This is a genomic window from Blautia sp. OM06-15AC (assembly GCF_003481425.1).
GTDB classification, from domain to species: domain Bacteria; phylum Bacillota; class Clostridia; order Lachnospirales; family Lachnospiraceae; genus Fusicatenibacter; species Fusicatenibacter saccharivorans.
In genome coordinates this window covers 62,967-89,736 of record NZ_QULD01000014.1, presented here as the reverse complement: position 1 = coordinate 89,736, position 26,770 = coordinate 62,967, and the positions used below count along the sequence as shown (strand labels likewise).

Below are 26,770 nucleotides of genomic sequence, written 5' to 3'. Positions count from 1 at the left end.
AGACCGCAAAAGCGGTCTGCTATTTGTCAAGGTATTCGTATTCTACCGTTTACATTTTTATGATAGCATTGATGATTCAATGCTAAAGTTTGCAGTTATTATTGCAAAACATAATGGAAAATGGGTATTCTGTAAGCATAGAGAAAGAAGTACATGGGAAGTGCCGGGAGGACATAGAGAACAAGGTGAGGATATTCTTGAAACAGCAAAGAGAGAATTGTATGAGGAAACAGGAGCCATTAATTTTGAGATAAATCCGATATGTATTTATTCTGTGACGGCGCCAGACAACTTTGATGGGAAAGAAACCTTTGGAAAGTTATTTTTCGCGGAGATACATACGTTTGAAAAAGATTTACATAGTGAGATAGAGAAAATAGCAATTATGAATGAACTACCGCTTAATTGGACATATCCGGAAATTCAACCAAGACTGCTAGAAGAAGCGAGACAAAGAGGATTTTTGCCTAAGAAGGATGAAATAAAATGGTTATTTTTTGATGTTGGTTCGACGCTGGTTGATGAAAGTAGAGTTTATGAAGATAGGATGAAAAAAATTGCTGAATTATCTAGTCTAACTTCGCAACAAATTTATGAACATGCGATATCATTATACAGGAGAAATAAAAAAGGTGATTTAGAGATAGCAAAACAATTGGGGATAGAACTACCTAAATGGGAATCACAATATGAAAAGCTGTATACAGATTCTGAAGATTGCCTGAAAAGGTTAAGCAGAAATTATGAAATTGGTATAATCGCAAACCAAACATTAGGAACTTCTGAAAGATTAGAAAATCTCGGAGCGCGAAAATATATTGATTTAGTCATTGCATCAGCAGAAGAAGGTGTTTCAAAACCGGACAGACGTATATTTGAAATTGCTTTGGAAAGAAGTGGCTGTAAGCCGGAAAATGCTGTAATGATTGGTGACCGCATTGATAATGATATTGTACCAGCAAAACAGTTAGGAATGAAAACGATATGGATAAAACAGGGATTTGGAAGTTTGTGGACTGTAATGGAAGAGAGTGAAAAAGCCGATATTGAAGTTAATAACCTATCTGACATTTTGAATTATCTATAGGAGGGAAAGTGAATGTTCAAGGTTGCCATACTACAAAAACGTGCCATTAATGCACAAATAGATAAGAATATTGAAACTATCATTATGGCAATGGAAGAGGCTTCGGAAAACCATGCAGATATTCTTTTATTGCCGGAATGCTTTATTACAGAATATGATTTACCTATGTCATATGAAAAAAGTATTTCCGATGATGATATAAGAATTGCAAAAATATGTAAGTATGCAAAAAAATATAAAATTGGAGTAGTACTAACTTCATTTACGAAAGGTAATAAGCAACCGCAGAACTCAGCATTTGTTATCAATAAATCGGGTGATATTTTGATGAAATATTCTAAGGTGCATACATGTGATTTTGCAGATGAAAGAAATGTTGAATCGGGGAAAGAGTTTAAGGTATGTGACTTTGAAGGAATAAAATTAGGCATTATGATTTGTTATGACAGAGAGTTCCCAGAAAGTGCAAGAATACTGATGTTAAAAGGAGCTGAGGTTATTCTTGTCCCAAATGATTGCGGTTCTATGCAACCAAGAATCAGGGCACTTTCGACAAGAGCTTATGAAAATATGGTTGCAGTCGCTATGGCAAATCCGAATGGAGATAATGCTGGATGTTCCTGCGCATATAGTCCAATTTGCTGGGATAGAAACGGAAAATGTGTTGATAACACAGTTTTGCTGGCTGATGATAAAACTGAGGGGATTTTTTATGCGGAGTTTGATATGGAAGCTATTAGAGAATACAGGAATCGGGAAATGTTAGGAAACACATTTCGTAAGGTAGAATCATATAGTCGGTTGTTAAGTAAAGAAATCAAGGAACCATTTATAAGGGATGGCCAGAATGGATAAATCAGAAGTAACAAGAGGAATATTTTATCGAGGTTCAGATGTAGAATGTCAATTGCTCTATGTAATGGGTGATATGGAGGCGGATATCAGAACACATCATATTCATATTGTAAAATGGAACGGAACTGAGTGAAAGAATTATATTCATTTCAGGGATTATCTTAATGCCAATGAGAATGTGGCATTGCAGTATGAAAAATTAAAGGAAGAACTTGAAAGTAAGTATGCAGATGACAGGGTTGCATACACGAATGGCAAACAGAATATGATAAACAAAATTTTAGGCAAATGAAAAAGGAGAAATTATGAAAAAGATAATTATATTAAGAGGTAACTCTGGAAGTGGAAAAACAACAGTAGCTAGAGCGTTACAAAAGAAATTTGGATACAATACAATGATGATTTCACAAGATGAGATTAGGAGAAATATCTTGTGGGTTAAAGATGGCGTTGATACTAAGGCATTACCACTTATGATAGAACTTATGAAATATGGGTATGAGCATTGTGATGTGGTTATTTTAGAGGGCATCATGTATGATGAGTGGTATAGTCCTTTGTTCAAAACGGCAAATGAATTGTATGGAATGGATATATATGCGTACTATTTTGATATACCATTTGAAGAGACGGTCAGGCGGCATAATACACGAGATAAAAAACAGGAATTTGGTGAAGAAGATATGCGTAGATGGTGGAGAGAAAAGGATTTTTCATCAGTTTTTAATGAAAAAATTATTACATCTGACATTGATGCAGACAGTATTGTTGAAATGATATATATAGCTATAAATGAGCAAATTTGAAAAAATGCACAAAACTACGCCACGACCTTTACAAAGGAGTCAAAACCAATGCATTCCCTCGCATATTGATAGAGGGTGAGATATTTTTCCATCTGGATTATGTCACTGATCTTGCGATACCCTGCTTCAAAAGGACAGACTTTGCCAGTTCCAACAACACACATATAGTGTGCAAATGACATAATCAACCAGTATCTTCGGATTCCCTGTGCAGAACGGATTTGATAGCTGTCCAGCGCCAGTTTATCCTTACATTGGCGGAAAAACACCTCAATTGGCCACCTGCATACGTAATTGTCCAGGATTTCATTTGTGGATAAAGACACATCCATGCAAAGGAAGGCCCTTAGTGCTTTCGGTTTTCCAAATGCTTTTTCGGGATAGGCTGTCGAATTATTTAATAATAATCCGGTGGGTACATTTGATGCAATACTTATGGATATTATGATGCCGGTAATGGATGGATTGACAGCGACTAAAGCAATTCGGGCATTAAATCGACCAGATGCAGGAATAATTCCGATTATTGCAATGACCGCCAATGCTTTTGCAGAAGATGTACAAAGATGTTTAGATTCAGGAATGAACGCACATTTAGCTAAACCTTTGGATATTGAAAAAGTGAAAAAAACGATTTGTGAACATACAATTGAATTATATAATAAAGAGTAAAAGAATGTAATTACTCTGTTAGCAAATTGACACAAGTTGGCTGTAGAGTATAATTATAGTAAAAGTACAGCAGAAGCTGTCGCAAAGATATTTATAAAAATGTTGTGGAGGTATTGAACATTAATGAATGTAAAATTAAAATCTGCAAGCAAGCAAGCGACTGTAGCCTGGAGGGTGGGAGAAAGATGAAGAAGTGCAAATTAGTACAGAATATAAGAAATTTCAAATTTTGTTATTTTATATTTTGCACAATGATATGTTTGGTTGTTTTTCCTGTTTCCACATCTGCCCAAGAAAATTCTGATCATGTTATCCGGGTAGGATCTTTTGAGGAAACTTATAATGTAGTCAATGAAAAGGGAGAAAGAAGCGGCTATGGTTATGAGTATCTTCAAGATATTGCAGGTTATGCAGGATGGACATATAAATACATAACAAGTGATTGGAAAAACTGCTTTACACAGTTGGAAAATGGAGAGATTGATATTCTTGGTGGCATTTCCTATACAGACGAACGTGCTGAAAATATGCTTTTTTCCGATATGCCTATGGGGGAAGAGAAATACTACATCTATACGGATGCATCCAATATGGATCTTACGGCAGGAAATTTGGATTCTTTTGAGGGAAAAAATATTGGTGTGTCTAAAGATAATATAGTGGAGGATGTGCTTAATGAATGGGAATCAAAATATGGTCTGCATACGAAGCATATCAATGTTTCTACAACCACAGAAATTATGGACAAACTGTCGAAACATGAAATTGACTGCTTCGTTTCGGTAGAAGAATCCCGTTGGGAAGAATCGGATATTTCACCGCTTACAAGTATTGGAGAGACAGAAATCTATTTCGCTATAAATCCAGAACGTCCGGATATCAAAGAAGCATTGGATAGTGCTATGCGCAGAATCAAGGATGACAACCCATTTTACACAGATGATCTCTACAGGCGTTATCTTTCTGCACAGAGCAGCTCGTTTCTTTCAAAAGAAGAAAGTGAGTGGATCGGGCAGCATGGTGCAATCCGGATAGGGTATCTGAATCAGGATGGAGGTATCAGCAGTGTAGATCCATCAACAGGTAAACTGACAGGTGTTATTACAGATTATGTGGATCTTGCAGAAAATTGTCTGCAAGGTCAGACTCTGGAATTTGAATTAAATGGATATGAGACAAGAAGTGAACTGCTTCAGGCATTGCAGGATGGAAAAATAGACCTGATTTTTCATGCAAACCAGAATCCATACTTTGCAGAAACAAATGGATTTGCTTTGTCGGATACGCTATTGACTCTCGATATGGCAGCAATTACGGCAAAGGATTCTTTTGATGAAAATAAAGAGAATATAGCTGCCGTTGAAGAAGATGATTTTGCATTGAAAGCATATCTTTCATACAATTATCCGCAATGGAAGGTTGTGGAATATGAAACATCAGATGCAGCAGTAAAAGCAATGCAGAAAGGGGAGACGGATTGTATTGTAAGCAATTCAGGTACTGTTTCAGACTATTTGAAAAATAATAAGCTTCATAGTGTTTTCCTGACAAAAGAAGCTGATGTTCCATTTGCTGTTCAGCAGGGAGAACCGGTTCTTTTGTCCATTCTGAATAAAACACTGACATCTATGCCTACAACTCAATTTTCAGGTGCAGTAGTTTCGTATAATGCTTCCTCACGAAAAGTTACAGCGAAGGATTTTATTCAGGACAATTTACTGACAGTATCACTTATCGCTGGAATTTCTTTTTTCGTTGTTCTGTGTATAATTCTTGATTCTTTGAAAAAATCAAAGCGTGCGGAAGAAAAATCCAAGAAGTCTGCTGAGCAGGCATTGAAGCTGAATCAGGAGCTTGAAGAAAAACAGCAGGAATTACAAAATGCACTTGTAGAAGCACAGAGTGCCAATAAGGCTAAGACTTCCTTTTTAAATAACATGTCTCATGACATCAGGACACCGATCAATGGCATTATGGGCATGCTTACAATTCTTGAAAAAAGCGGAAATGATGGTGAGCGGACAAAAGATTGCCTGAATAAAATAAATGAGTCTTCGAAACTGCTATTATCATTGGTAAATGATGTTTTGGATATGGCAAAGTTAGAATCGAATACCGTGGTTTTTAGTGATGAATCCATCAATCTGGATCAGGTATGTAAAGAAATCACGGAGTCGCTATACTTTCAGGCAGAAGAAAAAGGACTTCATGTTATAGGAGAACATGATGATTACAGTGGTATATATGTTTGGAGCAATGCAGTTCATCTGAAAAAAATATTGATGAATCTGTTTACAAACAGTATGAAGTACAATAAGGTGAATGGTTTTATTTACATGAGTATGAGAACGATTGAAAGATCAGAAGATCACATGACATGTGAATTTAAAATAAAAGATAATGGAATTGGAATGTCAGAAGAATTTATAAAAAATGAATTGTTTACTCCATTTGTACAGGCAGATAATTCCCCGCGTTCTGATTATAATGGGACAGGTCTGGGAATGCCTATTGTGAAACAACTTGTAGAAAAGATGGGCGGAACCATAACAGTTGAAAGCAAGCTTGGTGAAGGAAGTTGTTTTACTGTAATACTTCCATTTAAAATTGATACGAATGCACGGCCAGAAGAAAAAGAAGATTTTGATGCAGATATATCAGATATCCGGGTATTGCTGGTTGAAGATAATGAGCTGAATGTGGAAATAGCAGAATTTATGCTGACGGAAAATGGAGCTAAAGTAGAAACAGTGAACAATGGGTTAGAAGTTGTTCAGCATTTTGAAGCTTCCGAACCGGGAACATACGATGTTATTTTAATGGATGTTATGATGCCGGTGATGGATGGTCTTACTGCTACAAGAACAATAAGAGCTCTGGATCGGCAGGATGCAAAAACAATTCCTATCATTGCTATGACTGCAAATGCATTCAGGGAAGATGCCGAAAGGTGTATGGAAGCAGGAATGAACGCACATCTTGCAAAGCCGTTGGATGATGAAAAAATTAAGCAGACCATAAGCGAAGAGTTGAGAAAGCAAAATGCCTGTCATGAATGATTATGAGGCAACCGCAGCAATCAGGAGCCTTCTAGGTGCATGGGATAAGCAGACAGGAAACATAGAGAGAGGATTTGGTTATGACAGAACAGAAACTGTATCAGTTTTGTGATACAATGGCTGCATCTGAATACCGCTCGCTGATCCGTCCATTTCTGGATATCTCTACACTTTCAGCAAGATTGAAGGCGGAAGAATGCATTTCCACAGAATACCGTATGTGTGATGGCAGTTGGCACAGAATGCTTTTTACTGTAAAAAAAGGGATGAGTCTGGAAATGTAACCCATGTTTGTAAAATACGTGAAGAGTTGAGACGTTTTTGTATTAAATTAAAATTAGATAAAAGGCATGTGAAATACGATGATGAAAAATAACTATATAAAACAAAAAAGAAAAGATCAAAATCCGGTAAATCATTGGAAAATTTTTGAGGGACGGTTGGTATTCCTTCTGGCAATGGTGATTTTGGCTGTTGTCGCATATACTTTTATTTTACAACAAGCATATACCAAAACTGCTCTGAAAACAGAAATTGAACGAGATATTTCCAGTGCAGATGCGGTTCATAAGCTGGTAAATGACAGACTGGGACGAAAAGATTTTAATGAAATAAAAAGTAAAGCTGATGAGAATACAGAACTATTCAAGAATATGTCGACATATATGAATGAAATCAGAACGCTGAATTCTACGAGATATATTTACACAGCAACCAGAAATGAAGACGGTAGATTGATTTACGTTGTAGACGGACTGGATCCATCGGCTGGTGACGTCAGACATCCAGGAGATCCGATTGAAAAGGAGATGGTTCCTTATATAGAAAAAGCACTTTCTGGAAAAACAGTATATTCTCAGGATATTGTTGATACAACATGGGGACCTATTTTTACAGCCTGTTATCCTGTGACAGCGGAAGATGAATCTAATGAAGTGATAGGTGCTTTCTGCATAGAAATGGATATGCAGAAAGCATATGGAATGGTTGAGAAGACGAATAAGTTAAGTATTGTACTGGGATGCATTACAGCGTGTATTTTGGTAATATTATGTACCTGTGGATATTCTGTATATAAGAAGCAAAAAGAAAATGAGCAGAAACAGCAAAAACTGTTGCAGGAAGCTGCAAGACTGGCCGATTCAGCTAATAAAGCAAAATCAACATTTCTATTTAATATGTCTCATGATATTCGTACCCCTATGAATGCAATCATTGGATATGCAGAATTGGGAGAGAAACATTTAAAGGAGCCAACTATATTAGAGGATTACTTTGAAAAAATATTATTGTGCGGAAAGAAAATGCTGCATTTGATTGATAACATTCTTGAATTAGCACGAATCGAAAACAACCAGGCAACGCTGGATGAAACAATAACAGATGTTTCTAAAAACTTTGATTTATGTATTGATATGTTTAGAAAACCGATAGAAGAAAAACATCAAACACTGAAAGTCAATAAGAACATTCGATATCCATACCTGCATATGGATGATGCAAGATCATCTGAAATTACGATTAACATTTTGAGTAATGCTGTGAAATACACGGGTGAAGGCGGTAACATAAGCTGTACATTGAACCAATATCCCGGCGAAAAAGAAGGTTGGAGTGTATTAGAGCTTATCATAGCAGACAACGGAATCGGAATGTCAGAAGAATTCCAAAAACATATTTTTGAATCATTTTCACAGGAACGATCTTCGTCAGACAGCGGAATAGAAGGTAGCGGACTTGGCATGGGAATCGTGAAGAAACTGGTGGATTTAATGAATGGCAAGATCACAGTTCAGAGCAAACCGGGAGCAGGTTCTACTTTTACAATCACGCTTCCATTAAAAATAGCAAATGCGGAAGAAAGGAATCCGAAACATGCAGACGGTCAGTTGAATATCAAAAAACTGGAAGGAAAAAGGGTTCTTCTGGTAGAAGATAATGACTTGAATGCAGAAATTGCAACGGAACTTTTGACGGAAGAGGGAATCATGATAGAAAGAGCGGAGAACGGCGTTGCATGTATTGATATGTTTAACAAAGCAAAGCAAAATTACTACAGTCTGATTCTGATGGATATTCAGATGCCGATTATGAACGGATATGAAGCATCCAGGAGAATTCGAGAACTGAAAGACGGTAACAAATCGCAGATTCCAATTGTTGCAATGACAGCAAATGCGTTTGAAGAAGATAAGAAGATGGCTTTGGCAAGTGGCATGAATGATCATGTTGCAAAACCAATAGATATGAATGTATTATTGCCGACTATTATGAAATATATGTAAAGGAAGAAAGAAGGACACTGATTTTGTAGTCAGTGTTCTTCTTACATATCAGTCGACTAGAGAAAAACATTTTATCCAGTCCATTCTTTTTTGTCAGTCTTCTGCCGGCAAGTCAGAGAGCAGGATATTTCCGTTGACGGTACTTGCCTGAATGGTGAATGCAGAAATACCGGAGTGGGTGAATGTTTTTGTGTAGGAATCCGTTCTTCCATTGGAGACGAGGCGGATTTTTCCGGTTGTCGTGGATGCATGAATAGACGCATCGGCAAGGTCGTGCGGGAGATGGAGTTTCACGGAACCGTTGACGGATTTTGCTGTCAGGGACTCGGAACAGGTTCCCTCGAAGAGGACTTTGCCGTTGACACCGTTTAAAGCTGCGCGGGAGCAGTCGCCGGTGATTTCAAGTCTGCCGTTTGTGGCGGAAACATCGAGGCTGTCTGTGCGCAGACGGGTCAGGACGATCTTTCCGTTCGCAGCCTGTATGCGGCAGCTGGATGCGGAAAGGGAATCGCCGGTGATTTTGCCGTTTGTGGCGGAAATTTCGAGCGTAGTAAGGGAGAGGGTATCAAGCCCGGCCGCGCCGTTCAAAGAGCGGAGCGTCAGCTTCTGTACGGTGGACGGCACCTGGAAGGAGAACACCTCTTTCTGGTGATTATTGCAGAAAAGATGTTTCCAGAATACGGAAGGGATGAGCTTTTTCTCTCGCAGACAGAACGTATTGCCCTCAATGCCTGCTTCGAAGCGGTCCGGATCGAAGTCGCCGGAAAAGTCAAACTCAACCGAAGCGGAAGTGCCCGGAGCAAAGTCGGCAGAAGCGTTCCGCAGGGAGATTTCCATAGCGGTGATGGCGGTGGAAGGGTCGTACGGGTAGTTCGGATGTGTTTCTTCAGAATTGGAGTGGGTTTTCTCCTGTGGCAGCACGTTTGCAACAGGCTGCTCCGTTGTGGCATATTCCTGACGGAAAAATTCGAGGACATCGTCGACATTGCCGAGTTCCGCACAGATTTCCTCATCGGAGAGACCCTGGCTGCGGGCGTCGGCGAAATGGGATTCGAAATCGTTTAAAATTTCCTCTGCGGCGGCAGAATCAAAGGATGCAAGGCCCTGTTTCAATGCATTCATATAAGTTTCATACGTTGTATTCATCATGATTTTCCTTTCTATCGTCAGATCGTTTCATCTGAAATCAGTCGGTTGATCTGCTGGGTGAAATCCAGCCATTCCTGTTTTTTCTCCTGCTGATAAGCTGTTCCTGCTTCAGTCAGATGGTAATATTTCCGGGCAGGGCCGGATGCGGATTCCTGCAGATACGTTTCCACGTAACCGGCTTCCTTGAGTCGTTTTAAAATCATATAGAGCGTTCCTGCGGCGATGGACATTTCGCGGGAAATGGCGTCTGTCAGCTCATAGCCGTATTTGTCCTCTTTTGTCAGCTGGGAGAGGACACAGAGCTCGAGGACGCCCTTTTTGAGTTGTGGATTCATATGAACACCTCCTTGTTGAGTAGATCATAACACAGACTATATCATAATGCAATATAGCGAACCAAATTTTTATCCTGCCATGTGTTCGATTTTGTACATGGAAATGACTTGAAAAGAACCGCGGATTTCCGTATAATCAAGCAGAACCCTGAAATTTGACCGGAAAATACAGAAAAATAGAAAGATAGTAAGTTGGAAAGAAGAGGAAAAAATATGAGTGAAATGAATCAGAATAACAATGGCCCGGTAAAGGGCGCGATCCATTCGATCGAGAGCTTCGGATCCGTCGACGGACCTGGCGTACGCTACGTGATTTTCGTGAAGGGCTGCAACATGCGCTGCCAGTTCTGCCACAACCCGGATACCTGGACGATGAAAGATGCCGACTGGCAGACCGCAGATGAGGTGCTGAAAAAGGCGCTCCGCTACAAAAATTACTGGGGCGAAAAGGGCGGCATTACTGTAAGCGGCGGAGAACCGCTGCTGCAGATCGACTTCCTGATCGAGCTGTTCCGCAAGGCAAAAAAGAACGGCGTTCACACAACGCTGGATACCAGTGGAAATCCGTTCACAAGAGAGGAGCCGTATTTCAGCAAATTTAATGAGCTGATGAAATACACCGACCTGTTGCTGCTCGATATCAAGCTGATTGACGACAAGGCGCACAGAGAGCTGACCGGCTGCACCAACGAGAACATCCTCGATCTGGCGCGCTACCTTGACGAGATCGGCAAACCAGTCTGGATCCGCCACGTCCTCGTCCCGGAACGCAGCGACTACGATGAATACCTGATTCGCCTCGATGAGTTTTTACACAGCCTGCACAACGTACAGCGCGTAGAGGTTCTCCCATACCACACCCTCGGCGTATTCAAATGGGAAACCTTAGGAATCCCATACAAACTCGAAGGCATCAACCCGCCGACCAAGGAGCGCGTGGAAAACGCCAATAAACTGCTGCATACGGCGGAATATACGGGATATCTGAAATAAAAAGCAGAACAACAAGAAAAAAATGTGAAAAAGTAACAATTTTTATAAAAACTTTATAGTATTTCTGTTCAAAAACCAGAAGAAAAGGAGTATAATTTCTGTTATGGACGAGAGCATGGTTACAATGTGGCGGACATGACAGGGACGACAGCAAAAACACTACGAACCTTTTTGATTCGCCGCGGCAGTTGCTGCATCCACCAAAAATAAGAGCAAAAAGAAAGAAGGATTTACAATGTTTGGTTCAAAAGAGGCATCGGAAGACAAGCTGAAAAAAATGGTGGAAAAAGGAAAATGGGACAAATTAAGAAAACAGTATCTGGATTCGGACAAGACAACGCAGGTAGCGCTTGCAAAAGCCTGTGCAGCTTCGAGAAATGATGGTTCTGTTAATATTCTGACTTCTCTTCTGGAAGTAGACGATGTAGACGTAAAAATCGCGGCCGTTACGAGCCTTGGTGAGGTTGGAGACGATCACGTAACAGCACTGATCCGTCAGCTGGCCGTCAAGACACCGGCAGATCAGACGGAGCTGAAAGCAGCGATCACAAAAGCGCTGGAGAAGATTGTCGAAAGAGCATAAGAGCAGGATCAGTGAAAAAAAGGAAAGGCGAAGAAGTTTCTGTAAAAAGAAGCTCCTTCGTTTTTTTGTTGCAAGGCATATCAGAATCTGCTCCAGCGGATTGTTTTTGCCCGAACAGAAATCTTACAAAATCGTAATAATAATGCAGTTGTATCTATCCCGCAAAAAATGCTATAGTGAAAATAACACAGACACAAAAGCAGAACGCGGAGCGAAAAGCATCCGCAGAAAAAAGGGAGGAAACAAGATGGAATTTGTATTCGAACATGCAACTATGATTGCCGTGATCGCTGTTGTGGTGATCATTCTTGCCATTCTGGCGAGCGGTTATGTGAAGGCGCCGCCGGATACCGCATTTATTATTTCCGGTTTCCAAAAAGGCCAGCGGATCCTGATCGGTAAAGCCGGCATCAAGCTCCCATTCTTTGAGCGGCTGGACAAGCTGAGTCTGAAGCTGGTAGCGATTGATGTGAAGACGAGCGACGCCGTGCCGACCGCTGACTACATCAATATTCAGGTGGATGCAGCCGTCAACATCAAAGTCGGGGACGAACCGCAGAAGCTCCAGAAAGCATCCCAGAACTTCCTGAACCGCGACAGCGAATATATTGCCAAGGTTGCAAGAGAAGTCCTTGAAGGAAACATGCGTGAGATCGTTGGAAAGATGCGTCTGGAAGAGATGGTTTCCGACCGCCAGAAGTTTGCGGAGCTGGTCAAAGAAAATGCAGAACCGGACCTGGCTGCGATGGGACTTGACATCATCAGCTTCAACGTACAGAATTTCGTCGATTCCAATCAGGTCATTGAAAACCTCGGTATCGACAATATCGTAAAAATCAAGAAATCCGCGGCGATCGCCCGTGCCAATTCCGAGAAAGAAATCAAAATTGCCCAGGCGCGTGCAAATAAAGAGGCGAACGATGAGCGCGTTCTTGCCGAGACTGAGATCGCAAAGAAAAACAACGATCTGGCAATCAAGTCGGCAGAGCTGAAAAAAGAGTCCGATATCAAAAAGGCAGAGGCAGATGCAGCGTACAAGATTCAGGAAGAGCAGCAGAGAAAAGAGCTGGAAATCACTTCCGCGAATGCGAACATCGCCCGTCAGGAGCGCGAGGTTGAGCTCCGTGCCAGAGAAGTAGAAGTAACCGAGAAATCCCTCGAGGCAGAAGTCAAGAAGAAAGCCGAGGCCGAGCGTTACGCAAAACAGCAGCAGGCAGAGGCAGATTTGTACCGCCGTCAGAAAGACGCAGAGGCAGACCAGTTCGAAAAAATCCGCGAGGCGGAGGCAAAGAAAGCCCAGGCAGAAGCCCAGCGCTATGCGATGGAGCAGGAAGCACTCGGTATCAAGGCAAAAGGTGAGGCGGAAGCCGCATCTATCCGCGCCCAGGCACTTGCAGAGGCCGAAGGTATGGAGAAGAAAGCCGAGGCTTACCAGCGCTACAACAAAGCCGCAATGGCAGAGATGATGATCAAGGTTCTGCCGGAGATCGCCGGAAAGATCGCAGAGCCGCTCAGCCAGATCGACAAGATTACGATCATCGGCGGCGGAAGCGAGGACAACGGCATCGGCTCCGTAGCGGGCAATGTGCCGGTGGTGATGGCAAAGCTGTTTGAGTCGATGAAAGAGGCGACCGGTGTCGATCTCTCCGAAATCATGAGAGCCGATACGTACGATGCAAAAGTAAACCGCAACATTCAGATCTCCAGCCCGGAAGAGCTCAAAGAGTATCTGAAAGCAGAAGCCGGAAAGGCAGCAGCGGATGCAGAAAGCCCGGAAAAAGCGGAAGCATCCGAACCGGTGCAGAAAGACGGCAGCGAGCAGTAAATCCAGAACGGATCATAAAAACAGAAAAAGAGGCAGGGATCCAGAGAAATTTCTTGAGGATCCTGCCTCTTTTGACGTATAGATCGGAAAAAGTTATTCGGCGCCTTTTTCCAGCATGCTCATGAACTCTTTTGCCGCCTGCGGGATCGGCAGATGGGAGCTGTGGGCAACGACAAGCTGGCGCGGCGGAAGCTCCTCCACGAGGTCGAGCTGGAAGGCCGCCGTCTCTTTTACAAGGCAGTAGTCCGGCACAAACGCGATGCCAAGGCCGATACTCGCCAGGTCGATCAGAAGATCGTTGCTGCCAAGCTCAATTTCCGGCACGAGGTCGAGCTGGAACCGCTGAAACTGGCTGTGCAGGAACTCACTCGTCGTACTCTTGCGGTCGAGCATCAGAATCGGGTACTGCAGCAGCTCTTTTAAGTGAACCGGCCTGTTTTCCAGTTCCGGGTAATATTCGCCGTTTGCGATGAAGATATCGTGGAACGAATGAATCGGAATCGTGTGAAGACGGCTGGAAAGATGCGAGTTTGGATAATTGGTCACGATGAAATCCACCTGGCCGGATTCCAGCAGATCGACACACTGGGTCGAAGTCTGGTTTGTCACCTTGATGTGGACATTCGGAAAGGAGCGGTGGAAACGGTTCAGGTACGGAACAAGGAAATAGCGGCAGATTGTGTCGCTCGCGCCGATGCGGAGCTGGCCGCCGCCAAGCGTTCCCGCTTCCATAATCTGTGCTTCACCGCGCGCAATCAGGTTGATCGCAGGCTCTACGTGGCGCAGCAGCGTTTCTCCCTCCGGCGTTAACTGCACGCGCTTTGTACTGCGGATAAAGAGCGTGATTCCAAGCTTTTTCTCCAGTACCTTGATCGACTGGCTGACCGCCGACTGCGAGATAAAAAGCAGCTTGGAGGCCTCGGAAAAACTGAGTGTGGTGGCAACGTAATAGAAAACCTTATATAACTCGTAATTAATATCCAAAATAAGCACCTCTTATAAAATATGATATCTTCACTCTAGCACACTTCCCCGAAAGAATGCAAGAAAAAATCTGCCGGAACCGTGAACTTTTTCTCCTCTTTTTCGAGTAAGAGAAAATTCACGGTTCCGGCAGATAAGAAAGAGGAATCAGCCAAGCACTTTGGCGATGGTGGACAAAAGACTGTCGACCTCGATCGGCTTTGCGATATGGGCATTCATGCCGGCGGCAAAAGCCTTCTGCTTATCCTCATCAAACGCATTTGCCGTCATGGCGATGATCGGAATATTGGCAACATCGCCGTCGTCTGCAAGGCTGACGGAAAATACGGCGTTCGAAAGGAGCTCCATCGCGATTTCCTGTACCATATGGCTGACGCTGATCGCCATGCCAAGTCCCGTACCCTGAATGCCGCTGACCGTAGAAGTCTCCTCGCGTGTAAACGATTCAAAGAGGTGCTCCTGGAATTCCCGGCTCATGCCGATACCGTTGTCGCGGACGTGGAATTCGTAGAGCGCATACCCTTTTTTATAGTACGGTTTCTGAATAATACGGACAATGATGGTGCCGCCGTTCTGTGTGAATTTCGTGGCATTGCTCAGCAGATTCAGCAGAATCTGGTTCAGGCGGAAAAAGGTGCTGGCCGGAGGTGGAAATCTTGTTCAGGTATTCCTGCACCTGGTCCGGCTGATTGACGTGGGCGGCAGCAAGAGCGGCAAAGCCGATGATCGCATTCATCCGAAAAACAGATTTTGTTCCGAAATGAAAATAGGAAACAAAAGTTACTTTACATATAAAAGAGCAGAACAGGAAGAAACTTTGAAAAAAATTGAAGAAAATTACAAATTATTGTGGAATATGCGGAAAAAATATGGTAGGATGGGGGAGAAGAGAAAAGTGGTTTCAAAATGTTACTTAACGTTCAGTGAAAGTTCTATGGTTACAAAGAAAACAAAAAACAAGAGGAGAAGGAAAATGAAATTTTTACCAAAACCAAAAGAGGTAAAACTCCTGACGGGGGAACATGCACTCTGCTATGACGGCAGAATTGTACTGGATGGCAGACTGCTGGGAAATGGGGATACGTATGCGAAAGTGCTGCAGAAGGGAATCAAAAAGGAAACCGGAATGCAGTACGATATCGGATACGGCGTTCCGGGAAGAAAAGAGACCGGCGCGATTGTACTGGAACTGGATGAGACAAGGAAAAGCCAGCAGTATGTGCTGCAGGTGACAGAGGAGGAAATTCGCATCCAGGGCGGAGACGGAGCCGGCGTGCTCTACGGTGTGCAGACGCTGTGCCAGATGATGCACGAATACGGTGCACTGCTTCCTGCCGTGCGGATCGAGGATGAGCCGGATCTGCCGGTGCGCGGCTATTATCTCGATGAGACGAGAGGCCGTGTGCTGACACTTTCCTATTTAAAACAGGTGGCAGACCGCATGGCGTACTACAAGCTGAACCAGCTGCAGCTCTATGTGGAGCACACGTATCTGTTCTCCGGACTTTCCGAGATGTGGCGCGATGAGACGCCGCTTACGGCAGAGGAAATCCGCGAGCTGGATGCGTACTGCGCAAAGCTTCATATCGAACTGGTGCCGTCGATCGCAACGTTCGGCCATCTGTACATGCTGCTCTCCACAAAGAGCTATGGCGACCTCTGTGAATTCCCAGACAGCTGGAAAGAGCCGTTTTCCTTCTGGGACCGGATGCAGCATCACACGGTGGATGTCTCCGGCGGCAGAGCGATCGAGCTGATCAAGGCCATGATCGAGGAGTACATGGCGCTTTTTGCCACGGATAAATTCAACATCTGCGCGGACGAAACGTTCGACCTTGGAAAAGGAAAATCGAAACCGCTGGCAGACGAGAAAGGCGTTCACCGCCTGTATATCGACTATGTAAAAGAGCTCTGCGAGTTTCTCGTGGCAAAAGGCAAAAAGCCGATGTTCTGGGGCGATATCATCTGCGCACAGCCGGAGCTGATCAAAGAGCTGCCAGAGGAAACCGTCTGCCTGACCTGGGGCTATGCAGCCGAGCAGAGAGAGCATGAGGCAAAAGTGATGGCGGAAGCTGGTGCAAGACAGTATCTCTGTCCTGGGGTCGGCGGCTGGAACCAGTGGATGAACCTGGTGGAGAACAGCTACAAAAATATCGCACGGATGTGCGGCTATGCGAGAAAATACCATGCGGAAGGTGTTTTAAACACAGACTGGGGCGACTGCGGTCACATCAACCAGCCGGATTTCTCGCTTCCGGGCATGATCTACGGTGCAGTATTCTCCTGGGGAGAGGATACAGACCGTTTTGAGGAGCTGAATGAACAGATTTCCCGTCTTGCCTACGGCGACCGGAGTGGAAAATTTGTTTCCTATATGGCAAAAACCGCGGAATGCTCCATTTTCGACTGGTGGGATGCCAATGTGGTTTATGAGGAGAAAGTGCTCGGCCATCCGAACAATCGAAACGCGCTGTTCGACGCGAGAATCCAGGATGAGGCGAAGCGTGCGGCCGCTCATGAAACGATTGCGGCACTGAAAAAAGAACTGAAAAAGACAGCAGGAAAGCTGGAAGAATCCTGCCGTCCGATGGTTCCGGTGCTGGAACTTACGATGGACGCCATCGATCTCTGGAACGAGACGGGTGCGAGACTGTGTGACATCGAGCTTGGAAAAGAAAAAGATGAGGCAGCCTGCGCAGCACTTGCGGGCCGACTGGAAAGCTGGTTTATGAAGTACAAAGCATCCTGGAGAAGCATCAGCAAAGAAGGCGATCTGCATCACATTGCGGAAATTGTATTCTGGTATGCCGATATTCTGCGGGGAAGAAAACCGTACGAAAAATAAAAAAATCTGTTTGTGAACAAAATGAACAGAGAAAGAGAATAAATGAACGATAAAAAGTAACAAAGAAAACGAAAATTTACATAAAAGTGAACAAAAACACTTGACTTTTGCGCAGAAATGGACGAAGATAGAAGTATCGGATCGAAAGATCAAAAATGTCCGTATGGCGTGACAAGAGAGAAAGAAAAAATAATTTTCACAGGGGGAAACAATCATGAGTAAAATCATCGGAAACAATCTGCCGGATATGCCTTGGCAGGAAAAACCAGCAGGAGAGCACATGCCGGTATGGCGCTATGATCAGAACCCGATCATCGGCCGCTATGAGCAGAAACGTTCCAACAGTATCTTCAACAGCGCAGTCGTACCGTTCGAGGACGGATATGTAGGTGTATTCCGCTGCGACAGCCGTTCCATCAGTATGGATATTTTCGTTGGAAGAAGTAAAGACGGTATCCACTGGGAGATCGAGGATGAACCGATCAAATTTGAGGGCACTGACGAGGAGATTCTGACAAGAGAGTACCGTTATGACCCGCGTGTCTGCAAAATCGACGACAAATACTATGTAACCTGGTGCAACGGCTATCACGGCCCGACCATCGGCGTTGCTTACACCTACGATTTCAAGAAATTTGTTCAGCTTGAGAACGCATTCCTTCCGTTCAACCGTAACGGTGTGCTGTTCCCGAGAAAGATCAACGGCTACTACATGATGATGAGCCGTCCAAGCGACAACGGCCACACACCATTTGGCGATATCTTTGTCAGCCAGAGTAAAGATATGGAATTCTGGGGAAGACACCGCCATATGATGAGCCCGGTTCGCGGGGATGAGTCTGCATGGCAGTGCACCAAGATCGGCGCCGGCCCGGTTCCGATCGAGACAGATGAGGGATGGCTGCTGATTTACCACGGTGTTATCACAACCTGCAACGGATACGTATATCGTATGGGATGCGCACTGCTTGATATCGACGAGCCGTGGAAAGTAAAATACAGAACGAAAGACTACATTATGGCTCCGATCACCCAGTACGAGTGCATGGGTGATGTTCCGAACGTAGTATTCCCGTGCGCAACCTTAAGCGATGCAGCAACCGGAAGAATCACTATCTACTACGGATGCGCAGATACTGTAACCGGTATGGCATTCACAACCGTAGATGAGCTGCTGAACTATGTGAAAGAGAATAGCCTTTGATTTATAAGATAACTTAAAAAACGACAAGTCCGCCGGGCTTACGGGTGAAAGAAGCCTGCAGGTCCGGCGGACTTTCTTTTTAAAAATGACCCCATGGACAGTATAAGGAGGCACTATGAAATTTGTAAAAGAGCGTGTGAACGTGATCTGCCAGGAACTGGCAAGACTTTCGATTTCACAGAAAATTAAAATCACCGATATGCAGGTGAAAAATGGATGCTATATCACACCGGCAGAGGCCGATGCATCAAAAGAGCCGTGGACATCGTTTGATACGGTCAATGACCGCTGGTACGGACCGGACAAACATTACTGGTTCCGCACCACCATCACCATTCCGGAGAGCTTCGATGGAAAAAATCTCTGGATGAGAGTCCATGCAGGACTGGACGAATGGGATGACGGAAGAAACCCGCAGTTCCTGCTGTTTGCAAACGGCGAAGTGATCCAGGGTATGGATATCAACCACCGCGAAGTACTTGTAAGAGAAAACGCAAAGGCTGGTGAAAAAATCCAGCTCGACCTGCAGTCCTACACCGGAACGCTGCACAGCGAGTTCCGTCTGCTGGCAGACCTTGAGGAGCATGATGCGAAAATCGAGGAGATCTATTACGACCTCATCGTTCCGATGCAGGGCCTGAACCGTATGGACGAGGATAATAAAACGCGTCTGGATCTCGAAACCGCACTGACCAACACGATCAATCTGCTGGACCTGCGCAAGCCGTACAGTAAAGAGTTCTACGCTTCCATCGAAGAGGCAGAAAAATGCATCCAGGAAGAGATCTATGAAAAAATGGGCGGCTGGGACGAAGTTGTGGCAACGTGCATCGGCCACACCCACATTGATGTGGCATGGCTGTGGACGATTGACCAGGTTCGCCAGAAATCCTGCCGAAGCTTTGCAACGGTATTAAAACTGATGGAGGAGTATCCGAACTATCATTTCATGTCAAGCCAGCCGAAGCTCTACAGCTTTGTAAAGGAAAGACACCCGGAAGTATACGAGAAAATCCGTCAGAGAGTCAAAGAAGGACGCTGGGAGCCGGAAGGCGGCATGTGGGTTGAGGCAGACTGCAACTTGACTTCAGGAGAGTCCCTCGTGCGCCAGTTCCTGTTCGGAAAACGCTTTTTCAAAGAAGAGTTCGGCGTGGACAACAAGATCCTGTGGCTGCCGGATGTCTTCGGATACAGCGCAGCGATGCCGCAGATTCTGAAAAAATGCGGAATCGACTACTTCATGACGACAAAGCTGGCATGGAACGAGTTCAACAAAGTGCCGTACGATACGATGAACTGGGAAGGTATCGACGGAAGCAAAGTCTTCACCCATATGATCACAACGCTCGGCGTCGGCCAGCCGGAGACCAGCTTCTTTACGACATACAACGGTATGCTGCACCCGGACGCGATCATGGGCGGATGGGACCGCTACCAGAACAAGGACATCAACAACGATATCCTGATCAGCTACGGCTACGGAGACGGCGGCGGCGGTCCGACCAGAACGATGCTCGAGACATCCAAGCGTATGGAAAAAGGCATCAAAGGTGTGCCGAAAGTACGCCAGGCATTTGCGAGAACGTATTTCGACGAACTGCATGAGAAAGTAAAAGACAGCAAACGCCTCCCAACCTGGATCGGAGAGCTGTATTTTGAGTTCCACCGCGGAACGTACACTTCAATGGCACGCAACAAACGCGGCAACCGCAAGAGCGAGTACGCGATGATGGAATTAGAGCTTCTGTCCGTTCTGGCTGAAAACGCCGGAAAAGCATACCCGACCGAAGAACTGAACCGCATGTGGGAGACGATTCTGACGAATCAGTTCCACGATATTCTGCCGGGCTCCTCGATCCATGAGGTATATGAGCAGACAAAGAAAGAGTACGCAGAGATTGCAGAAACATCTGCAGAACTGATCAGTGAGCGTCTGAATGCACTCTGTGCGAAGAAGGACGAGAGCGTAACTGTATGGAACACGCTGGGGCACAGGAGAAACGATATCGTAGAGCTTGGCGCAAACAGCGCAGAGGCACTGACCGACGGAACGAACGTGTACCCGGTACAGCAGACGAAAGACGGAGCCGTTATTTATGCGGAAAACCTGCCGTCCAAGGGATATCAGGTGCTGCGTCCGGTAAGCGGGGCAGCTGTGGAAACACCGTTTGCCGTAACAGAAGCAGGAGAAGGCTATATGCTTGAGACACCGTTCTACACCATCAAGATCAATGCAAACGGCGAATTTACTTCCCTGTTTGACAAAGAGAATGACCGCGAAGTGCTGCAGAGCGGAAAAACCGGCAATGAGCTGCGCATCTATGAGGATAAACCGCTGCAGTACAGTGCATGGAACCTGGATATCTTCCACACCGAGAAATCCTGGAAGGTAGAGGGCGTGCGCCGCATGGAGTGGACAGAAAACGGTCCGGTCCGCGCAACTCTTGAAATCGAGCGTGAGGTCATGGATACCGTGATCCGCCAGCAGATCCACTTCTATGCAAAAGACCGCAGAATCGACTTCGAAACCTACGTTGACTGGAAATTTGCCGAGCATGTGCTCAAAGTTCACTTCCCGGCAGACGTTCACAGCGACGAGGCAACGTACGATATCCAGTTCGGTAATGTGACAAGAAAACTGCACACCAACACAAGCTGGGATCAGGCAAGATTCGAGGTATGCGGCCACAAATGGGCCGATCTCTCCGAGGGAGGCTACGGCGTCAGCCTGATGAACGACTGCAAGTACGGCTATTCCATGAAGGACCGTGTGATAACACAGACCCTGATCAAATCCGGAACCGAGCCGAATCTGACCGCAGACCAGGAAGAACATTTCTTTACCTACTCTCTGTATCCGCACGCAGGAACATGGCGCGAGGCAGGTACGGTACAGGAAGCACTGAACCTGAACGTGCCGGCAAAAGCTGTTTCCAGTGCGGCAGAAAAAGACCGTATGGAATTCCTGTCCGTGGACAAGCGCAACGTTGTGCTTGAGACCGTGAAAAAGGCAGAGGACGGCGATGGCATCATTGTGCGTCTGTATGAGGTGGAGAATGCGAGAACGAAAGTGACACTGTACTGCGCAGATGCGATTCTTTCCGCAGAGGAAACCAATCTGCTGGAGCAGCCGGCAGAGAGTGCCATCGATGTGAAAGAAAACGAGATTTCACTTACGATCAAACCGTACGAGATCCGTACCATCCGCATTCGCACGACAAAATAAGAAATCAGAACAGAAAATGCTTCCGGGAGCGCAGAACCAATGCGTTCCCGGAAAAAAGAAAACACAAAAAAGACACCGGATCCGAAATAAACGGAAGACGGTGTCTTTTCAAAAAGCAAAATTAGAAAAACGGTTGCATCAGTCGCCGGTGGAAGCGCGGTACAGAACTTTGGATTCCAGATACGTCACTTCATGCGGCGTGTGCGGATATTTGATCCGGTAAAGAATCTGAAGCGCCAGGCGGGAGCCGAGCTCCTCATTGAAGACCTGAACGGTAGTCAGATTTTCTGCCAGAAGATCCTCGATATTGTTGTCAAAGCCGGATACGGCAACGTCCTCCGGCACGCGCAGTCCCCGCTTTTCAAGAAGCTGCATCAGAATACAGGCAACGTAGTCGCTGGCGCAGACAAAAGCGTCCGGCATGCGGGAAAGGGAGGAAAGGAAAGAATCGATTTCCTCGCGGTAGGAGTCAATCCCAAGCGGTGTGGTCAGGCAAAGAGAAGGATTCGGTGTTTTTCCGGCATCCATCAGTGCCTGGCAGAAGCCCTCATAGCGTTCGCGGTTGGACTGTGCGTAGCCGATATCACCCATGAAGCCCGGAAGAGTGCGTCCTTTCTCGAGAAGATGGGCGGTGATATTGCGGACGCTGTTCCGGCTCTCCATCAGGAGAAGATCGCCGTTCAGTTCATCCGGGGATACGAGGGAGGAAGTGTCCAGGAACACTTTGGGAATCTGTGTCTCTGCGAGCAGACGCAGAAGACGTTCGTTGTACACGTTCAGAACAATGATGCCGTGGACGCTTCCGTTTGTAAGTGTGGGCGGGAGAAAATACGTTTTATCCGCCGAAGTCGGAAGATACGTGTAAACGAGATTGACATTGTGTGTTGAAAATACTTTTGCAATCTGGTGGATGATGGTCATCCAGAAAAGTGAGGTTTCCGGTCTGCAGACGGCAACTGCAATGTTGACCGGCGTGGTCTCCTCCGCGCTGGAAGGATATTGAAAATCTTCCGGGATGGCATAGCCAAGCTCCTGGGCTTTGGCGATGACCTTGGTGCGCAGGGAATCGGAGACACCTTCGTGTCCGCTGAACACCTTCCAGACGGTGGTCCGGGAGATGCCCAGGGAATTTGCAATTTCCTGTAAAGTGACTTTTTTCATAGTTTCAACCGATCCTGTTACAAATTTTAACTACTAACCGATATTATACGCTTAAAGTGTAATTTTTTCAACCTTTCCGTTGGAATACAGAAGGAGGAGATGTGCACGATCGGCACTCGGACAGGAAATCAGGTACGTACGGCTGGTGGTTTCAATGGTATATCCAAGATCTTTTACAGATTTATTCCAGTCGTTCGGTGCATACGCATCCAGCGTTTTCTGCAGTTCATCGAGGCTGCTGCTGTAGGAGCCGGTTGTCTCAAACAGAATATTTTCTGCGTAATACAGCTTGCGGAGCTCCCATTTGCGATACTCGTCCTCCGGAATGGTGCTGTCGCATGGAGCATCCTCGCGGTCCTCGGAGAAGAAGACGAAGGCCCACAGCTCCGGATAATGAATATTGATGACGCCGGTCGGAGCCCATACCCAGTTGTCTTCCGGGAGAACATTTCCGTTTTCATCGGTGCGTTTTACGTAAGTGTTGTCCTTGACATCCACATTCCACTGCACACGGGAGAAGTTCATACGGTAAAATTCTCCGTTTTTCGGTGCGCGGCGCTCTTTCTGGTATTCGTAGAGAGCGGAGAACGGAATCACAACCTCAACACTCCAGCCTTTGTTTTCAGCGGAAGGATCGTTGATTGAACCGTCCACATGGACAGCGGTGCGAAGGCCGTGCATATCGTAGCCATTGAGGCCGCTGCCGCCGTCGCGGTACGGCTCTGCGAGAAACAGATCCCATACCGTGTTCAGAACGTTCATTTCAAATTCATAGTAATGGTACGTATCGGAATCCGGGTCAACGAAGATCTCGAAATCGTTGTCAAAGTAGATGACAGAATCGCGTTCTGTTAAATGACCCCAGATTTCATCGCCGGCAAGGTCGGCAGCAACGTAAAGATTTTCATCATCCCAGAGCATTTTTGCGCGGGTGACAAAACGCGGAAGCGGCATGTGACTGCCCTGGATATCCAGAAATTCATCGGTATACGGTGCGTCCTCCCAGAATGGTTTGTTGATATTTCCGTCCAGATGGAACTCTTTTTTTGCGCGGTGGCAGGTATAAACTGGCGGTGCAAACGGGACAGCCGGAACCGGAATCGTGATGTTTTTGCTCATAAGTAAAAACCTCCCTTTGTAATTTGCAAAATTTAGTAGCGAAAGGTATCATAACACTAAAAGTAATAAATTTCAACATGAAAAATGAACAAAAATGAACGAAATATAACTTATTGTGGACAAAAGTAAAAAAATGAGATACAATAAAGCCGTTTCATAAGAGAATTTTGGGGGAAACAGATCAAAAATACACCGGCAGGAAGAAAACGGCCGGGCAGAAAGCATATAAGGAGGAAAATCAGATGGAAGCATATCAGAATGCGGCCTTTTCGCCGGAAGAGAGAGCGAAAGATCTTCTGGGAAGAATGACATTAAAAGAAAAAGTGGGACAGCTCAACCAGCGGCTGTACGGATTCCGCATCTATGAGCGGCAGGGAGAGGAATTTACCCTGACCGACGAATTCAAAGAAGAAGTAGAGCGCATGGGCGGACTGGGGGTTCTGTACGGCCTGTACCGTGCCGACCCGTGGGCAGATAAGGACGAGAAGACCGGAATCGTGCCGGAACTCTCCGCGAAAGCCTACAATATGGTACAGCACTACGTCATGGAACATTCCCGCCTCGGCATTCCGATGATGATGAGCAGCGAGTGCCCCCATGGCCATCAGGCACTCGGAGGAGGTCTGCTTCCGGTCAACCTGGCTGCCGGAGCAACGTTTGATCCGGCGCTTCTTTCGGAAGGCTACAAGGCATGCGGAAAGCAGTTAAAGAGCGGTCATGTGGAGCTGGCGCTGATGTCGGCACTTGATATGGCGCGTGATCCGAGATGGGGAAGAAGTGAAGAGTGCTACTCTGAGGACCCATGCCTTGCAGCCGCAATGGCAAAAGCAGCCGTGACCGGCATGCAGTCGACCGGCGTCGGCAGCGTGGCAAAACATTTCTGCGCCCAGGGCGAGACGACCGGAGGTGTGAATGCGAGTGCGGCGAGAATCGGGGAGCGTGAGCTGCGTGAAATCCATTTTCCGTCTGCAAAAGCGTGCTGCGAAGCCGGTGTGGAAGGAATCATGGCGGCGTATAACGAGATCGACGGCGTGTACTGCCACAGAAATGCATGGCTGCTTCGCGATGTACTGCGCGGTGAGATGGGCTTTGACGGCATTGTGATGGCAGACGGACTGGCTGTCGATTTCCTGAAAAACACAGAGGGGGATACGCTGCATGCAGCCGTTGCGGCAAGAAAGGCCGGTGTTGATGTGAGCCTGTGGGATGAAGCCTTTGGCCGTCTCGGTGAGGCGGTTGATCAGGGACTTCTGGAGGAGAGCCAGATCGATGAGGCGGTGCTCCGCGTTCTGAAACTGAAATTTGAAAAAGGTCTGTTCGAGCATCCTTATATGGAAGAAAACATGCTTTCCCCGGAAGAAGCCGGCATCCCGGAGGTATCTCTTGCACTGGCGCGGGAGTCTGCTGTGCTTCTGAAAAATGAAAAGACGGTGCTTCCGCTTGCAAAGAAATATAAAAAAGTAGCAGTGATCGGCTACCATGCGGCAGACCGTTACTGTATGCTCGGCGATTATACTCCGCCGGTGCCGGAAAGCGAGTGCGTCACGGTTCTGCAGGGCATGAAGCAGGAAGCACCGGATGGCGTGAAAGTCTCTTATGCGATGGGGTCCGGTTTTTCCGAGGCGGATGAGCATGAAAAAGCAAAAGCGATGGCACTTGCAGAAGAAAGCGATGTGATCGTGGCCGTTGTCGGCGGTTCCTCCTCACGGTTTGGAGGAGCTGTGTTCGATGCAAACGGAGCAGCCTCGAAGGGAACGGGCAGCCGTTCGATGGACTGCGGCGAGGGAATGGACACCGCGAAGGTTCACATTCCGGCCGCGCAGGAAGAACTGATTGCAGCACTTGCCCGCCTTGGCAAACCACTGGTAACGGTTGTAATTGCCGGAAGAGCATACTGTATCGAGAAGATCGAAAATGCTTCCGATGCCGTTTTATATGCATTCTACCCGGGACCGATGGGAGGCAGGGCAGTTGCTGAGCTTCTCTATGGAAGCAGCAATCCGTCCGGCCGTCTTCCGGTTTCTATGCCACGCCACGTGGGACAGATCCCGGTATGCTACAATTATCGGACTTCCGTTGCCCCGGCGTACTGTGATATGACAAGCCAGCCGCTGCATACCTTCGGAGAAGGAAGATCCTACACAACGTTTACCGGCAGTGATGTTTCCGTAACAAAAGAAGAAAATGGTATTTCTGTTTCCTTTACCGTGGAAAATACCGGAAATATGGCCGGAACTTCCGTTCCGTGCCTGTATGTGCGGAAACGTTCCGGCGGCGTTGTGGCAAGAATCAAAGAGCTGAAAGCCTTTACGAGAATTGCACTTGCACCGGGAGAGAAAAAAGAAGCTGTGTTCCATCTTACAAAAGAGGAGCTGAATTTTGTCCAGATTCCGGGAAAACCAGAGGTCATCTGCCATGAGTACGAGCTGATGCTTGAAGATGGAGCAGAGAAATGGTGGACTGGAAACGTGACGGAAATGTAAGAACGGACGAAAAAACATAAAAATATAATAAAAATGAACAAAGAAGGAAACTATATTACAAAATAAAGAAACATAGCTTCCTTCTTTTTGTTTGCAAAA

At 45.8% G+C, this 26,770-nt stretch carries 23 protein-coding genes and 1 pseudogene; 16 read left to right on the top strand and 8 right to left on the bottom strand.

The genetic code is table 11. The features are described 5' to 3' along the window. Nucleotides 1–79: 79 nt before the first annotated feature. Genes DXB83_RS14820 through DXB83_RS14805 form a run of 5 tightly spaced genes read left to right on the top strand, consistent with a single transcriptional unit; the run spans nt 80 to nt 2,748 of the window. Nucleotides 80–1,087, top strand: coding sequence for an HAD-IA family hydrolase (locus DXB83_RS14820; protein ID WP_118697802.1), 1,008 nt, complete (start codon nt 80–82; stop codon nt 1,085–1,087). Nucleotides 1,088–1,099: 12 nt separating this feature from the next. Further along, nucleotides 1,100–1,942, top strand: coding sequence for a carbon-nitrogen hydrolase family protein (locus DXB83_RS14815; RefSeq protein WP_118697800.1), 843 nt, complete (start codon nt 1,100–1,102; stop codon nt 1,940–1,942). Beyond that, on the top strand, nt 1,935–2,075 hold the full coding sequence (locus DXB83_RS16600; RefSeq protein ID WP_158581119.1) for a hypothetical protein: 141 nt from the start codon (nt 1,935–1,937) through the stop codon (nt 2,073–2,075). The genes DXB83_RS14815 and DXB83_RS16600 overlap by 8 nt, the downstream gene beginning before the upstream one ends. A gap of 9 nt (nt 2,076–2,084) precedes the next feature. Beyond that, nucleotides 2,085–2,234, top strand: coding sequence for a GrpB family protein (locus DXB83_RS17425; RefSeq protein ID WP_080515324.1), 150 nt, complete (start codon nt 2,085–2,087; stop codon nt 2,232–2,234). Between the two features lie 13 nt (nt 2,235–2,247). Then, nucleotides 2,248–2,748 carry a kinase gene (locus DXB83_RS14805; RefSeq protein WP_118697799.1) on the top strand — a complete coding sequence of 167 codons (501 nt, stop codon included), beginning with the start codon at nt 2,248–2,250 and terminating at the stop codon, nt 2,746–2,748. Nucleotides 2,749–2,762: 14 nt separating this feature from the next. Here DXB83_RS14805 and DXB83_RS14800 read toward each other — a convergent pair whose 3' ends face one another. Next, a complete protein-coding gene (locus DXB83_RS14800) occupies nt 2,763–3,080 on the bottom strand; it encodes a hypothetical protein (protein WP_243108936.1) in 318 nt (105 codons plus the stop codon). Nucleotides 3,081–3,132: 52 nt separating this feature from the next. Here DXB83_RS14800 and DXB83_RS14795 point away from each other — a divergent pair. From DXB83_RS14795 to DXB83_RS14780, 4 genes and pseudogenes are all read left to right on the top strand, one after another. Further along, nucleotides 3,133–3,420 (top strand): annotated as a pseudogene (locus DXB83_RS14795) (response regulator); the annotation flags it as partial. A 185-nt stretch (nt 3,421–3,605) separates the two neighbouring features. Then, nucleotides 3,606–6,479 (top strand): response regulator, encoded by a 2,874-nt coding sequence (locus DXB83_RS14790; protein WP_118697797.1) that lies wholly within the window; start codon nt 3,606–3,608, stop codon nt 6,477–6,479. A gap of 80 nt (nt 6,480–6,559) precedes the next feature. Further along, the gene (locus DXB83_RS14785; RefSeq protein WP_022462380.1) at nt 6,560–6,763 is read left to right on the top strand and encodes a hypothetical protein; all 204 of its coding nucleotides are present in this window, start codon (nt 6,560–6,562) and stop codon (nt 6,761–6,763) included. 78 nt (nt 6,764–6,841) lie between these two features. Continuing rightward, nucleotides 6,842–8,764, top strand: a complete 1,923-nt coding sequence (locus DXB83_RS14780) for a hybrid sensor histidine kinase/response regulator (protein WP_055221365.1) — start codon at nt 6,842–6,844, stop codon at nt 8,762–8,764. Between the two features lie 93 nt (nt 8,765–8,857). On the opposite strand, the gene DXB83_RS14775 is transcribed toward DXB83_RS14780, so the two are convergent. Together DXB83_RS14775 and DXB83_RS14770 are read right to left on the bottom strand one after the other, a co-directional pair. Further along, on the bottom strand, nt 8,858–9,913 hold the full coding sequence (locus DXB83_RS14775) for a DUF4097 family beta strand repeat-containing protein (protein WP_118697796.1): 1,056 nt from the start codon (nt 9,911–9,913) through the stop codon (nt 8,858–8,860). A gap of 17 nt (nt 9,914–9,930) precedes the next feature. Continuing rightward, nucleotides 9,931–10,248 carry a PadR family transcriptional regulator gene (locus tag DXB83_RS14770; RefSeq protein WP_022463160.1) on the bottom strand — a complete coding sequence of 106 codons (318 nt, stop codon included), beginning with the start codon at nt 10,246–10,248 and terminating at the stop codon, nt 9,931–9,933. A gap of 213 nt (nt 10,249–10,461) precedes the next feature. Between DXB83_RS14770 and pflA the strand changes: the two genes are divergently transcribed. The 3 genes from pflA to DXB83_RS14755 all read left to right on the top strand — a co-directional run bounded on the left by pflA (nt 10,462) and on the right by DXB83_RS14755 (nt 13,649). Continuing rightward, nucleotides 10,462–11,241: a pyruvate formate-lyase-activating protein gene (pflA, locus tag DXB83_RS14765; RefSeq protein WP_330411471.1), complete on the top strand. Its 780-nt coding sequence runs from the start codon at nt 10,462–10,464 to the stop codon at nt 11,239–11,241. Between the two features lie 235 nt (nt 11,242–11,476). Further along, nucleotides 11,477–11,824 carry a HEAT repeat domain-containing protein gene (locus DXB83_RS14760; protein ID WP_022463162.1) on the top strand — a complete coding sequence of 116 codons (348 nt, stop codon included), beginning with the start codon at nt 11,477–11,479 and terminating at the stop codon, nt 11,822–11,824. 247 nt (nt 11,825–12,071) lie between these two features. Then, nucleotides 12,072–13,649 (top strand): flotillin family protein, encoded by a 1,578-nt coding sequence (locus DXB83_RS14755; protein WP_226906392.1) that lies wholly within the window; start codon nt 12,072–12,074, stop codon nt 13,647–13,649. Between the two features lie 93 nt (nt 13,650–13,742). On the opposite strand, the gene DXB83_RS14750 is transcribed toward DXB83_RS14755, so the two are convergent. The 3 genes from DXB83_RS14750 to DXB83_RS17220 form a co-directional block, all read right to left on the bottom strand. After that, complete coding sequence (locus DXB83_RS14750) at nt 13,743–14,633, bottom strand: LysR family transcriptional regulator (protein ID WP_022463164.1); 891 nt, start codon at nt 14,631–14,633, stop codon at nt 13,743–13,745. A 147-nt stretch (nt 14,634–14,780) separates the two neighbouring features. Beyond that, on the bottom strand, nt 14,781–15,233 hold the full coding sequence (locus tag DXB83_RS14745; RefSeq protein ID WP_330426729.1) for a response regulator: 453 nt from the start codon (nt 15,231–15,233) through the stop codon (nt 14,781–14,783). Beyond that, nucleotides 15,160–15,369 carry a hypothetical protein gene (locus DXB83_RS17220; RefSeq protein WP_330426727.1) on the bottom strand — a complete coding sequence of 70 codons (210 nt, stop codon included), beginning with the start codon at nt 15,367–15,369 and terminating at the stop codon, nt 15,160–15,162. The genes DXB83_RS14745 and DXB83_RS17220 overlap by 74 nt, the downstream gene beginning before the upstream one ends. A 237-nt stretch (nt 15,370–15,606) precedes the next feature. Here DXB83_RS17220 and DXB83_RS14740 point away from each other — a divergent pair, with 237 nt between their 5' ends. The 3 genes from DXB83_RS14740 (at nt 15,607) to DXB83_RS14730 (ending at nt 21,908) form a co-directional block, all read left to right on the top strand. Beyond that, nucleotides 15,607–17,478, top strand: coding sequence for a beta-N-acetylhexosaminidase (locus DXB83_RS14740; protein ID WP_118697795.1), 1,872 nt, complete (start codon nt 15,607–15,609; stop codon nt 17,476–17,478). Between the two features lie 214 nt (nt 17,479–17,692). Beyond that, a complete protein-coding gene (locus tag DXB83_RS14735; protein WP_118697794.1) occupies nt 17,693–18,682 on the top strand; it encodes a glycoside hydrolase family 130 protein in 990 nt (329 codons plus the stop codon). Between the two features lie 115 nt (nt 18,683–18,797). Further along, entirely contained in the window at nt 18,798–21,908 is a 3,111-nt protein-coding gene (locus DXB83_RS14730; RefSeq protein WP_118697793.1) for an alpha-mannosidase, read from the top strand. Nucleotides 21,909–22,046: 138 nt separating this feature from the next. Here DXB83_RS14730 and DXB83_RS14725 read toward each other — a convergent pair whose 3' ends face one another. Both DXB83_RS14725 and DXB83_RS14720 read right to left on the bottom strand, forming a co-directional pair. Further along, the gene (locus tag DXB83_RS14725) at nt 22,047–23,069 is read right to left on the bottom strand and encodes a LacI family DNA-binding transcriptional regulator (protein WP_117510268.1); all 1,023 of its coding nucleotides are present in this window, start codon (nt 23,067–23,069) and stop codon (nt 22,047–22,049) included. Between the two features lie 51 nt (nt 23,070–23,120). Further along, complete coding sequence (locus tag DXB83_RS14720) at nt 23,121–24,188, bottom strand: carbohydrate-binding family 9-like protein (protein ID WP_055221380.1); 1,068 nt, start codon at nt 24,186–24,188, stop codon at nt 23,121–23,123. Nucleotides 24,189–24,430: 242 nt separating this feature from the next. On the opposite strand from DXB83_RS14720, the gene DXB83_RS14715 reads away from it, so the two are divergent. Next, complete coding sequence (locus DXB83_RS14715) at nt 24,431–26,671, top strand: glycoside hydrolase family 3 N-terminal domain-containing protein (protein ID WP_147399382.1); 2,241 nt, start codon at nt 24,431–24,433, stop codon at nt 26,669–26,671. Nucleotides 26,672–26,770 lie beyond the last annotated feature (99 nt).